Origin of the sequence: Stenotrophomonas sp. 8(2023) (assembly GCF_030345295.1) — a bacterium.
GTDB lineage: Bacteria > Pseudomonadota > Gammaproteobacteria > Xanthomonadales > Xanthomonadaceae > Stenotrophomonas > Stenotrophomonas muris.
In genome coordinates this window covers 2,076,024-2,089,058 of sequence record NZ_CP128404.1, presented here as the reverse complement: position 1 = coordinate 2,089,058, position 13,035 = coordinate 2,076,024, and the positions used below count along the sequence as shown (strand labels likewise).

Here is a 13,035-nt window from a genome sequence, read left to right as displayed (position 1 = left end):
TCGTCATCACAATGTGAAGCGGACTCCCCACACCGTGCCCTCCCCCTGGCGCCGATCAAGCCATAACAGGCGTCAAGGTAGTGCAATTACGATACGCCGAGTGCGGGACGCGTCAATCGCGCCGTCTCGTTTCGGGACGGCGCGCACAATCGGGAGTCAAAAAGACGACTTACTGCTCCGGACGCATGTACGGGAACAGCAGTACATCGCGGATCGAGCTGCTGCCGGTCAGCAGCATCACCAGGCGATCCACGCCGATGCCGAGGCCGCCGGTCGGTGCCATGCCGTACTCCAGCGCACGGATGTAGTCGGCGTCGTAGTGCATGGCCTCGTCATCGCCACCTTCCTTCGCCGCCACCTGGGCCTGGAAGCGCTGGGCCTGGTCTTCCGGATCGTTCAGCTCGGAGAAGCCGTTGGCCAGCTCCTTGCCGTTGACGAACAGCTCGAAGCGGTCGGTGTAGCCCGGGTCATTGTCGTTGGCACGGGCCAGCGGCGAGACCTCCACCGGATGGTCGGTGATGAAGGTCGGCTGGATCAGGGTGTGCTCGACGGTGGCCTCGAAGATCTCCAGCAGCAGCTTGCCCCAGCCGTAGGACGGCTTGACGCGGATCTTCAGGCGCTCGCAATGACGCAGCAGCGCATCGCGGTCGGTGCAATCGGCGACGGAGATTTCCGGGTTGTGGTGGCGGACTGCCTCGTCCATGCGCCAGCGGCGGAATGCCGGGCCCAGGTCGATCTTCGCGCCGTCCCATTCGACCTCGGTGCCACCGTTGACGGCCTTGGCCACGTCACGGATCACGCCTTCGGTCAGGTCCATGATCTCGTTGTACGTGGCATAGGCCTCGTACAGCTCCATCATGGTGAATTCCGGGTTGTGGCGGGTGCTGACGCCTTCATTGCGGAAGTTGCGGTTGATCTCGTACACGCGCTCAAGGCCACCCACGGTCAGGCGCTTGAGGTACAGCTCCGGCGCCACGCGCAGGTACAGGTCCAGGTCCAGCGCATTGTGGTGGGTGGTGAACGGCTTGGCCGCCGCGCCGCCGGGGATGTAATGCATCATCGGCGTCTCGACTTCCAGGAAGTCGCGGTTGTCCAGCCACGCGCGCATGGCGCGGATGATCTTCGAGCGCTTGATGAACACCGCGCGCGACTCCGGGGTCACGATCAGGTCGACGTAACGCTGGCGGTAACGCTGCTCGACGTCGGCCAGGCCATGCCACTTGTCCGGCAGCGGGCGCAGCGACTTGGTCAGCAGGCGGATCGATTCGGCCTTGACCGACAGCTCGCCGGTCTTGGTACGGGTCAGGCCGCCTTCGACGGCGATGATGTCGCCCACGTCCCAGCCCTTGAAGGCGGTATAGGCATCGCCCAGCACCGCGCCCTGCAGGAACAGCTGGATGCGGCCGGACTCGTCCTGGATCTGCGCGAAGCTGGCCTTGCCCATGATGCGCTTGGCCATCAGGCGGCCCGCCATCTTCACCTGGCGGCCGTTGCCTTCCAGGGCCTCGGCGGTCCAGGTTTCGGCATCTGCGAATTCTTCCTGCAGGCGGCCGGCGAAGTCCTCGCGACGGAAGTCGTTCGGGTACGCGATGCCCTGCCCACGCAGCGCTTTGAGTTTCTCACGGCGCTCGGCGATCAACTTGTTTTCGTCGACGGGGGGGGTATCGGTAGCTTCGCTCATGGATCTGCGGGAATCGTGTAGTGAGGGGGGATGCAGCGCCCGGCACAGCCGGTTGCCCAGCATACCAAAACCGCCCAGCCCCAGCCCTGGGCCGGGCCCGCCCCGGTAGCCGCCAACCTTGGTTGGCGCCGTGCGTGTCGACCAAGGTCGACACCTACCGGGCGGATCGGCCGGCCCTGCTCCGCCGCTACCTGTTGCCGGGGAACGCCTGGCGCAACTCATCCACCAGCACCCGCTGGTTCTCCGAATAGTCCACCGGCACCGACACCAGGTGCACCCCGCCCTCGTTGAAGGCCGCTTCCAGGGTCGGGATGAACTGCTCGATGGCCGTCACCTCGTGGCCCTTGCAGCCATAGGCCTCGGCGTACTTCACGAAATCGGGGTTGCTGAAGGTCATGCCGTAGTCGGTGAATCCGTCCACGGCCTGCTTCCAGCGGATCATGCCGTAGGCACCGTCGTTGAGGATCAGCACCACCAGGTTCAGGCCCAGCCGGCGGGCCGTCTCCAGCTCCTGGCTGTTCATCATGAAACCGCCGTCGCCGCACACCGCCAGCACCCGCCGCTGCGGATACAGGATCGAGGCCATGATCGCCGACGGCAGGCCCGCGCCCATCGTCGCCAGCGCGTTGTCCAGCAGCAGCGTGTTGGCCACCTGGGTGCGGTAGTTGCGCGCGAACCAGATCTTGTACATGCCGTTGTCCAGCGCCACGATGCCATCCGGCGGCATCACCTGGCGCACGTCGTGCACCAGCCGCTGCGGGGTGAACCCGGCCTCTTCGGCCCGGTCGGCCAGGTGTTCGAGGATGGTCGCGCGCAGCGGCAGCAGCGCAGCGGCATTCGGCACCGCGCCCTCGATGCGGTCGGCCAGCTGGGTCAGCGAACGACCGATATCGCCGATCACCTCCACCTGCGGGAAATACACCTGTTCCACCGCCGCCTGCGAGTACCCGATATGGATCACCGTCGGCCCACCCGGGCGCATCACGAATGGCGGCTTCTCGGTGACCTCGTGGCCGATGGTCACGATCACGTCGGCCTGGTCGATCGCCATGTGCACGTAATCGCGCTCGGTCAGCGCCGCGGTGCCCATGTACAGGCCTGAACCACCGGCCACCGCGCCCTTGCCCATCTGCGTGGTGAAGAACGGGATGCCGGCGCGCAGCACGAACGCGGACAGCGCGTCGCTGGACTGCGGCCGCGAGGCCGCCGAAGCGATCATCAGCAGCGGCCGCTTTGCATTGCGGATGAGCTCTGCTGCCCGATCCAGCGCCTCCGGGCTGGCAATGGGACGGTCCACCGCGTGCGGCGGAATCAGCGCCACGCCCTCGACCTCATCGGCAGCAATGTCTTCGGGCAGCTCCAGCAACACCGGGCCCGGGCGCTCTTCCTGGGCGACACGGAACGCCTCGCGGACGATGGTCGGAATGGTGCGTGCCGAGACGATCTGCCGCGCCTGTTTGGTCAGCGGCTTCATCGTGCCGACGATGTCGACGATCTGGAAGCGCGCCTGCTTGCTGGCGACGATGCCCTTCTGGCCGGTGATCATGATCACCGGCCACGCACCCAGCAGCGCATAGGCGGCGCCGGTGGTGAAGTTGAGCGCGCCCGGGCCGAGCGTGGCCAGGCATACGCCCGGCTTGCCGGTCAGGCGGCCGTAAGTGGCCGCCATGAACACCGCCGCCTGTTCGTGGCGGGTGATGACCAGTTCGATGCTGGAATGGCGGAGCGACTCGACCACGTCGAGGTTTTCTTCGCCGGGAATGCCGAAAATGCGCTCGACGCCTTCGTTCTCAAGTGCGGCGACGAGCAGATCTGAACCCTTGGACATCGGATGCCGTCCTTTGTGCTGGACTGATGGTGGATCGTTGCAGGAAGGATGAGAGCCGCGCGTCAATGCTTGTCGAACCACACTGTCTGCGCGTTGACGAATTCACGGATGCCGAAGTGCGAGAGCTCGCGGCCGAAGCCGCTCTTCTTCACACCGCCGATCGGCACGCGAGGGTCGGAAGCGGAGAAGCCGTTGACGAACACACCGCCGGTCTGCAGCCGGCGCGCCAGCTGCATGGCCCGTGCGCGGTCACCGGTCCACAGGTTGCCGCTGAGGCCGAACTCGCTCTGGTTGGCCAGTTCCACCGCGTGGTCGGCATCGCGGGCGCGGCTGATCGAGGCCACCGGCCCGAACGTTTCCGTGTCAAAGGCCTGCATGCCCGGCTCTACGTCCGCCAGTACGGTGGGCGCGTAGAACGCGCCCGGGCGATCGAGCTGATGGCCGCCGACGAGCAGCTTCGCGCCTGCGTCCACCGAGGCGCGCACCTGCGCGTCCAACTGTTCCAGCAGGTCCTGGCGTGCCATCGGACCAATGCGATTGCCCGCTTCACGGCCATCACCGATGGTCAGCGCCTGCACTTTCTGGCAGAACTGCGCCACGAAGCGGTCGTACACCGCGTCTTCAACGATGATGCGCTTGCCGGCAATGCAGACCTGCCCGGTGTTCTGGAAGCGCGAGGTCACCGCCGCATCGACGGCCGCATCCAGGTCAGCGTCAGCCAGCACGATGAACGGATCCGAGCCGCCCAGTTCCAGCACCACCTTCTTCAGCGCCTGCCCGGCCTGGGCGGCGATGCTGCGGCCTGCGGCCACGCTGCCGGTCAGGGTGACGGCGGCGATGCGGTCATCGGCGATCGCACGGCTGGTACCCTCGCGGCTGATGTTGGCGGCGATGAAGGTGCCTTCCGGCAGCCCGGCATCACGCCAGGCGGCATCGAGCAGGTGCGCGGTGCCGACGATGTTCTCGGCCGGCTTCAGCAGGAAGCCGTTGCCGCCCATCAGGATCGGTACCGCCGCGCGCATCACCTGCCAGTACGGGAAATTCCACGGCATGACGCCCAGCACCACGCCCAGCGGCAGGTAGGACACGTAAGCCTTGTCGTCGGGCACCTGGGTCGGCTCGTCGCGCAGGAACTGCGCACCATGGTCGGCGTACCAGTCGCACAGCACGGCACACTTCTCGATCTCGGCCAGTGCTTCGGCCTGCACCTTGCCCATCTCGGCGGTAGCCAGCGCAGCCAGCTTTTCACGGTCACGGCGCAGTACGCCCGCCATCGCACGCAACACCTGCGCTCGCTGTTCCAGGCTGCGGGCGCTCCAGGCGGCGAAACCGGCCTGACCGCGATCGAGGATCGCTTCCAGCTCGGCATCCGTGGCGAAGGGATGGCTGGCGATCTGCTGGCCGGTGGCCGGATCGCGGGAAATGGCGGTGGTGGGGGCAGCGGACATGCAGGTCTCCTGGTGTCTCGACGACGGGCGGCGGCCCGTCTCCTGCACAGGAATGTGGACCCGATTGGCGGAGGCAACAAGGCGTCTGCTTATCCTGTGACCTGCACTTACCTGTCTGAATGGGGGCTCTTGCAGGGCTGCGCCCTGCACCCGCAGAGGCAACTGCAACAGCCGAAGCAGCAGCAACAGCGGGCTATCCGTGGGATGGCGAGGTGGGTCCGGTTGCCGGAGACGCCGTAAACCCGTCCTTGGGGGCTTGGCCGCGGCATCCATGCCGCGGACACTCCCGCAACCGGACCCACCCCGCCTTCGACGGTTTTCCGCGATCTGTCGGAAATGCTCTTGGGGTCAGATCCGTTTCCATAGGAAAACGGATCTGACCCCGGAATTTCTTTCGATATCTGACAGATGTGTCGACCAAGGTCGACACCTACCAACAGCCGCGTGAACCTTTCAAAGGTGGGGCGGTGTCGGAGTGCGGGGTGTCAGCCGCATGGATGCGGCTGCCAAGCCCCCAGGGACGGGTTTACGGCGTCCCCGCACTCCGACACCGCCCCGCCAACCCACGGAATCCAGCTCTAGCTCTGGCTCTGGCTTTGGCCGTTGCATTGAGCAGGTGCAGGGCTGCAAGCCCTGCCGACCAACCTACCTACGCGGCAGGTAAGTGACCAGGGAAAGATCGTGCCGGCTCTCCGGCACCAGCGCCACGTACTGCAGGTCCAGCAACCCGCGCGTGGGATGGTTCAGCTTCTTCGCCCCTTCATCGAACCGACGCACGTCGTGCTCCGGCCACCACTGGCGGAACTCCTCGCTGTGCGCCGCGATGTCCTCCACCAGCGCCAGGAACGGCGCCTTGTCCGGCGCCTGCGCCATCGCCGCACGGAAGCCTGCCAGCAGGCCGCGGGTCATTTCTTCCCAGTTGAGGATCAGCGTGCGGTACGGCGGGTACAGGAACATCAGCCGCAGCGTGTTGCGCTCATGCGGCGCCAGTTGGCTGTAGTCCACGAACAGATCGGCGATGGCCGGGTTCCAGGCCAGGATATCGAAGCGGGTGTTGCGCACATAGGCCGGGATCGGCTGCATCGCCTCCACCAGCTGGCGCAAGCCGTCGGTCACGCTCTCGTCCGGTGATTCCAGCGGCACGCCGTAGCCGGACAGCGCGAACGCGTAGGCGCGTTCGTCGTCGCTCATGCGCAGCACCTGCGCCAGGCGCTCCAGCACCTCGGGCGAGGCGCGCACTTCACGGCCCTGCTCGATCCAGGTGTACCAGCTGACGCTCACCCCGATCGCCAGCGCGACTTCCTCGCGCTTCAGGCCCGGGGTACGCCGGCGCCCGGCCGGCAGGCCGAGCGTGGCAGGATCGACACGGGCGCGGCAGGCCTTGAGAAAGCCGCCGAGTTCCTTGCGTTCACTTTCGCTGCGCATCATCGCTACCGCCGTACCCGTTGTAGCGTCGAGCCATGCTCGACGCATCTGCTACTGCGCCAACAGCAGCCGAGCATGGGCTCGGCCCCACCGGAAGCGTGATCAGCCACCCTCGGCGTTGCGCACGAGGGTGACGATATCCGCGCAGGCGCGCCGATCAGGCATCGACGCGCTTGGAGCCCACGGCCAGGCCGGCCTTCAGGCTGGCCTCGACGAACTCGTCCAGGTCGCCGTCCAGCACCTTCTGCGTGTCCGACCGTTCGATGCCGGTGCGCAGGTCCTTGATGCGGCTCTGGTCGAGCACGTAGTTGCGGATCTGGCTGCCCCAGCCGATGTCGGACTTGGTGGCTTCCACGGCGTCCTTCTCGGCGTTGCGCTTCTGGATCTCCAGTTCATACAGCTTGGCGGCCAGCATCTTCATCGCGTTGTCGCGGTTCTGGTGCTGGCTGCGGCCGGTCTGGCAGGCCACGACGATGTTGGTCGGGATGTGGGTGATGCGCACCGCCGACTCGGTCTTGTTCACGTGCTGGCCACCGGCACCGGACGAACGGTACACGTCGGTACGCAGGTCGGCCGGGTTGATGGTGATGTCGATGTTGTCGTCGATTTCCGGCGACACGAACACCGAGGTGAAGCTGGTGTGGCGGCGATTGTCCGAGTCAAACGGCGACTTGCGCACCAGGCGGTGCACACCGGTCTCGGTCTTCAGCCAGCCATAGGCATAGTCGCCTTCCACGCGCAGCGTGGCCGACTTGATGCCGGCAACGTCGCCGCCGGAGACTTCCATCAGCTCGGTCTTCCAGCCACGCGATTCACACCAGCGCAGGTACATGCGCAGCAGGATCTCGGCCCAGTCCTGGGCTTCGGTACCACCGGCACCGGCCTGGATGTCCACGAACGCGGCCGCATTGTCCATCTCGCCGGAGAACATGCGCTGGAACTCCAGCTTCTCCACGTGCGCCTGGTGCTTGTCCAGGTCGGCGACCACGGCCAGAGCGGTTTCCTCGTCCTGCTCGGACTCGGCCAGCTCCAGCAGCTCGGTGGCGTCGTTCAGGCCATCGAGCACCGAGGCGATGCCGCCCACGGTCTTTTCCAGGCTGGAACGCTCGCGGCCCAGGTTCTGGGCGTATTCGGCGTTGTTCCAGACGTCGGGGCTTTCCAGCTCCCGCGTTACTTCTTCAAGACGCTCTTTCTTGGCGTCGTAGTCAAAGATACCCCCGAAGCGACAGCACGCGATCGGTCAGATCGGTGATGCGCTGGCGGACAGGATTCAGTTCGATCATGTCGGCGGTCGTGCATTCAAAAGATGACTGGTAATGATACCGCAGGCTGCGGGTGCCCGGAATGAGGGCCTCACCCTGCCCCCAGCGCCTGCCGCAGCAGCGGCAGCTGGCGCCGGCTGCACGGCACTTTCGCCCCGTCGGCCATGTGCAGCAGGGCCTCGCCACCGTCCAGCGGCTCGATCGAGCGCAGCTGGCCCCGATGGATCAGCCAGCTGCGGTGCGGGCGCAGGAACTCGCCCGGGTCGAGCCGCTGCTCCAGCACCGCCATGGTGATCCGCAGCGGATAGTCGTGGCCGCGTACCCGCAGGTTCACATAGTTCCCCGCGGCCTGGGCATACTCCACGTCCGCCGTGGCGACCAGGAACTCCTTGCCCAGCTTGCGCACCAGGAAGTGCTGGGGGCGCTCGACCGGCTCCACCGGCGGGCCGACGTCCGGCTCGGCCAGCAGGCTCGCCTCGCCCTGCCTGCGCCGGCCGAACCAGCTGGCAAAGTGCTCCAGTGCCACGAACATCGCAAACGTGCGTACATCCTTCAGGTATTCGTAGGCAAAACGCTCCAGCCAGCCGGCATCATCCTGGTAGCGATGGCCCAGCGACCCGTAGGCCAGGTGCCGCAGCAGCACCATCCCCACCACGTGCAGCAGCGACCAGCCGACGCTGGCCAGCAGATACAGCGGCAATCGCCGCTTCCAGGTATCGGCATGCAGCGGCCAGCGCTCGCAGCCCCACCACAGCAGCGGCAGGGTCAACAGGACCAGGCCGAGGCTGCTGAACTCCCAGATCATCGGCTCCCACAGCCCGAGATCGGCGCCGCGGCGACTGGCGTCCATCACTTCCACCAGCGCATTGGTCACTGCCGAGGCCGACAGGATCGCCGCCCATACCAGCAGGCGGGTTGAAGTACGCCAGCGCGATGGTCGGCCCTGAGTCATTGCTGCATCCATGTCGTTGCGGTGCTCCAGCCTGCCTCAAGGGACAAAGGGTAGCGGCTCCATTGATCCCACCACCCCCGCCATTGGTCACTGCGTCGGTTCCAGCGGCCCCTTGCCAGTCGCCGCACGGACCGGGCGGCGTCACCTTGGCTCGACTCTCCGGCACACCACCACCATGACCCGACGCTACGACATCGACGCCCTGCGCGTGTTCGCCTTCGCCCTGCTGATCCTCTACCACACCGCCATGGCCTACGTGGACGACTGGGGCTTTCACCTCAAGAGCGTGCATACCGCCGAATGGCTGCAGTGGCCGATGCTGTTCGTCAACCGCTGGCGGATGTCGCTGCTGTTCCTGATCTCGGGTATCGCCATCGCGCTGATGCGGCCGGAAGGCAGGTTGCTGCGCTTCGCCGGCCTGCGCACCTGGCGGCTGCTGCTGCCGCTGCTGTTCGGCATGTTCGTGATCGTGCCGATCCAGCCCTATTGCGAAGGCGTGGCCAACGGCCACGTGGCACCCGGCTTCGGCCAGTTCCTGCTGCGCTACTGGCAGGTGCGGCCGTGGCCGGAAGGCAGCTTCGCCGGCTGGCAGTACGGCATCACCTGGAACCACCTGTGGTACCTGGCCTATCTGTGGAACTACACGCTGGCCTTGGCCCTGTTGATGCCATTGCTGGGAACGGCGGTGGTTCGCCGCGCGATGGCGCTCTGCGCAGCATCGCCGATGCTGCTGATCGGCCTTCCGTCCGCCCTGCTGCTGGCCTGGGTGATCTGGCTGGAGCCGATCTACCCGTCCACCAATGCCCTGCTCGGCGACTGGTACCAGCACGCGAAGTACGCGACGGTGTTCCTGGCCGGCTACCTGCTGGGTCGTGAACCGGTGTTCTGGGAGCGCGTGGTCGCCCTGCGCCGCACCACGCTATGGCTGGCGCTGGCTGCCGTCGGCTGGTATCTGGGGTTGCGCATCCTCGGCCAGGTATTGCCCGCCGATTCCCAGCTGCGGCAATGGCCCGAACCGTTCTGGGACCTGCAGGGCCGGGCCAGCCAGTCGCTTTACGTATGGACCGCGCTGCTGGCCATCCTCGGCTGGGGAAAGGTCTTCCTCGATCGCCCGTTCCGCTGGCTGCCGTACTGCACCGAGGCGATCTATCCCTGGTACATGCTGCACCAGAGCCTGATCATCGTGCTGCTGTTCTGGCTCAAGCCACTTCAGTTGGGCCCGTGGATGGAACCGGCCCTGCTGCTGGCCGGTACTGTCGGCGGCTGCCTGCTGATCCATGAGTTGATGATCCGTCGCGTGCGTTGGCTGCGGCCCCTGTTCGGCCTGCGTGCGAATCCGCCGGCGGCGCCAATGGCGCGCACCGCAGTAGTGTAGAGCCGAGCCCACGCTCGGCTGCTTCTGCCATGAGCCGAGCGCAGGCTCGGCTCTACATTGAGGCAGTCGAGCCAGCTCGACTCTACACGGGTGCCCGAGCGATCAACGCACCTCGAACTCGCCCACCAGCACGGTTTCGGCGCGATCCTTCAGCCGCATCGTCACCATCTGGTCCTTCTGCTTGGCCGTGCCCCAATGGGTGGTCAGGCGCAGCATCAGCGTCGTCGCACCGGTCACCAGCTGCTGGCGACTGCCGAAATAGTTCGCCTCGACCTTGTACTTGCCCGGCTTGGCGTTGCGCAGCGAGAACTGCTCGGGGCCATAGCCGCCGGTGAAGTCCTGCGACATCCGCCCGCCCTGGTAGGTCTGGCGGTTGCCGTAGTAGGCACGCTCGCCGTTCGGGTCGGTCACCCACAGGTCCATGTCGCTGTTGTCGGCATCCCAGGACAGCACCACGCGCAGGTCCAGCGGCATTGCCTGCAGCAGGCGCGGGTCGATGGCCGAGGTATCCAGCCGTGGCGTGCTGCGCGCCACCAGGTTGGTCAGCTCATCCAATGCGATCAGGGCGATGCCATCGAAGCGGCTGTCCCACGGCCGCACCACCACCTGGTACAGCGGCGCCAGCGCCTGCTGCGGCTTGCCGGCCGCTGCCAGCGCCAGGCCCAGGTCGCGGAAGCTCTGCGGTTCTTCCTGGCCCATCGCCAGCACCTGCTCGAACACCGGCACCGCCAGTGCCGGGGCATCAGCCTGCATCAGCCGGTAGCCGAGCACGCGCAGCAGATGCCGGTTGTCCAGATCCATCTCGGCCAGGTTCGACAGTACCCGCAGTGCCAGTTCGCGCTGGCCCTGCTCCAGCAGCAGGTCGGCCACATCGAGGAAGAACGCGCTGCTGTCGGCGTGGGCATCGCGCTCGGCCAGATAGCGGTCGTAGAGTTGCGACGGCGGGCCCTCGCGCAGGCGCAGGGCGATGGCCGAGTCCGGCTGCCAGGCCGCCAGCTGGATGCCGAGTTGGCCGTCGTTGGCAGCAGCGGGCGCAGCGACACGGCCACCAGTGACCGTGATTGAATCCAGGGCCTTGTTCGATGCAGGCGCTGAGCGACGCGCACGCGCGCTGCTGGCTTCCATGCGCTGCTCGGCGGCGGCGGCCATCGGTGCCGGGGCGGGTGGTGCCGCCGGGGCCGGCGCGGCGAGCATCGCCACCGGCGCTGATTCCATCGCGTAGTCCGCGGAGGCCACTTCGAGTGCCCCGCCCTTCGGCTGCGGCGGCACACCCTTCGGCCAGCTGCGGTTCCACCACTGCTGGCGCTCCTTCCAGCGAGCGGCCACTTCATCCAGGCGCTGGCGATCGGCTGCGGCGCGATCACTTACCTGCACTGCAAACCTGGCGTCGTACTCGGCGCGCAACGTGCCCGAAGGGCGGATCGCATAGCGCAGGTAGTCCTCCAGCGTCTCCAGCACGATCAGCGAGGTATCCGGCCCGACCAGGCCGAACTGTTGTGACAGGCGCTGCATCGCCTCACGGTTGCCACGGCGGTCGGCGGCCAGCTGCTTCAGGCGCCCCTGCGCCCACAAGCCTGCCAGCAGTTCACCGTCTTTGCTCTTCTGCGTGGCGGGCAGCGCCTGCCATTCGCCGCCACCCACGCGCACCCGCATCGGCACGCCGTCGGCCGCCAGTCGTGCATGCAGCCACAACCAGCCCTGGGCTTCACTGCGACGATCGATCACCACGTCCTGCACGCCGCGCCCTGCATCGACCTGCACATCCAGCGGCGACGACAGCAGCTCACGGGCGGCCAATTCGACATCCTTCCCCAGCGCTACGAAGCGACCGCCATGCGCTTCGCTCCATCCACGCAGTCGCACGGCATCGGTGCGCGCGCCGGCGCTGCTGACCGCAAACAGGCGTTGGTCCGGCGCCATCGCCGGCAGCTGTTCCGGCCCATAGGTCAGCAGGCCATCGCTGAACAGCAGGTATTCCTTCACGCTCGATTGCGGCTGCCACTGCGCCAGCGCGCTGGCACCGTCCGGGCGCACGGCCTGCAGGGCTGCGCGCAGCTCGCTCCAGTTGCCGGCGCGGATACGGAATCGACGCACCGGCTCGGCGCGATCCCGCAGTACGGTCAACGCCACGCTGCCGTCACCCAGCGCAGCGAAATAGCGATCCAGCAGGGCGAACTCACGTGTGCGATCGCGCTGGCCCGCCGAGCCGGAACCGTCCCACAGCAGCCCGATCTCGCTGGGCAACGTGCGCGGCGTGCTGCTGGCCACCACCGGCAGCTGCGCCAACAGGTAATGGCCGTCCTGCCAGGGCGCCACCTGGACCTGCGCCTGACGTGCTGCCGGCAGGTTCCACTGCAGCTGCTGCGGCAACTGCGCGCCCTTGCCCTGCCACAGCAGTTGGCCCGCGCTGATGCGGAAGGGTGCCGTACCTGCAGTGGTCGCGCCGGGTGTCTGCAGTTTCAGTTCAACCGAGGCCGCGCCGGCGGCGAACTGCAGCGGCAGCGTCCACTGCCAGCCTTGTCCGGCGAAGGCCAACGGCTCGCGAATCACCAGCTCCACGCGCCGGCTACCGCCGGCCGGCAGCGGGTAGATGCGCAACCGGAACTGGTTGCCGGCGGTCTGTTCCAGCAGGCCCGGGTCGACCCCGCGACGGGCGATCTCCTCGAACACCTGGCGGCCGCGATCCTTGGGCACCGGCACCGCGTCACGCATCTCGCCGTTGATATCCAGCGCGAAGCCGCTGACCTGCTGACCGTCGGCCAGCGGGAACTGCAGCTCGCCCTCCAGCACGCGCCGGTTCGGGTTGTGGAATTCCAGTGTGATCCGGGTCTGGGCGATGCCGGCCTGGACTTCGCCTTCGATGCGGGCGTGTCGCAGCTGCACCGCCTGCTCGGCGGCCGGGGCAATCAGCAAAGGCATGCTGGCCTGCGGCCGGGAGATCGGCGGCGACTGCGCGCCAGCGGGCCAGGCCGCGAGGGCCAGCAACAACACAGTGCAGCAACGGACGAAGACCATGAGCGGACTCCAGTGGGATCGTGAACCTTTGAACGCACCAGCAACCGTA

At 66.9% G+C, this 13,035-nt stretch carries 8 protein-coding genes; 1 reads left to right on the top strand and 7 read right to left on the bottom strand.

What is annotated here, in order from left to right:
• Positions 1-169: 169 nt before the first annotated feature.
• From lysS to QP609_RS09845, 6 genes are all read right to left on the bottom strand, one after another.
• On the bottom strand, positions 170-1,681 hold the full coding sequence (lysS, locus tag QP609_RS09870) for a lysine--tRNA ligase (protein ID WP_049440102.1): 1,512 nt from the start codon (positions 1,679-1,681) through the stop codon (positions 170-172).
• A gap of 187 nt (positions 1,682-1,868) precedes the next feature.
• On the bottom strand, positions 1,869-3,509 hold the full coding sequence (locus tag QP609_RS09865; RefSeq protein ID WP_014647004.1) for an acetolactate synthase large subunit: 1,641 nt from the start codon (positions 3,507-3,509) through the stop codon (positions 1,869-1,871).
• Between the two features lie 62 nt (positions 3,510-3,571).
• A complete protein-coding gene (locus QP609_RS09860; RefSeq protein WP_197621532.1) occupies positions 3,572-4,957 on the bottom strand; it encodes an NAD-dependent succinate-semialdehyde dehydrogenase in 1,386 nt (461 codons plus the stop codon).
• A gap of 645 nt (positions 4,958-5,602) precedes the next feature.
• Positions 5,603-6,385: a helix-turn-helix transcriptional regulator gene (locus tag QP609_RS09855; protein WP_021204557.1), complete on the bottom strand. Its 783-nt coding sequence runs from the start codon at positions 6,383-6,385 to the stop codon at positions 5,603-5,605.
• Between the two features lie 154 nt (positions 6,386-6,539).
• Positions 6,540-7,665 (bottom strand): peptide chain release factor 2 gene (gene prfB, locus QP609_RS09850; RefSeq protein ID WP_099479803.1). Its coding sequence is split into 2 segments (ribosomal slippage): positions 6,540-7,589 and positions 7,591-7,665, totalling 1,125 coding nucleotides; the frame shifts between segments, so codons are not numbered across the junction.
• Between the two features lie 70 nt (positions 7,666-7,735).
• Positions 7,736-8,596, bottom strand: a complete 861-nt coding sequence (locus QP609_RS09845; RefSeq protein WP_032959458.1) for a LytTR family DNA-binding domain-containing protein — start codon at positions 8,594-8,596, stop codon at positions 7,736-7,738.
• A 175-nt stretch (positions 8,597-8,771) separates the two neighbouring features.
• Here QP609_RS09845 and QP609_RS09840 point away from each other — a divergent pair, with 175 nt between their 5' ends.
• On the top strand, positions 8,772-9,971 hold the full coding sequence (locus QP609_RS09840; RefSeq protein WP_197621126.1) for an acyltransferase family protein: 1,200 nt from the start codon (positions 8,772-8,774) through the stop codon (positions 9,969-9,971).
• Positions 9,972-10,073: 102 nt separating this feature from the next.
• Here the strand turns inward: QP609_RS09840 and QP609_RS09835 are convergent, their stop codons facing one another.
• Complete coding sequence (locus tag QP609_RS09835) at positions 10,074-12,986, bottom strand: VIT domain-containing protein (RefSeq protein WP_197621127.1); 2,913 nt, start codon at positions 12,984-12,986, stop codon at positions 10,074-10,076.
• Between the last annotated feature and the right edge of the window lie 49 nt (positions 12,987-13,035).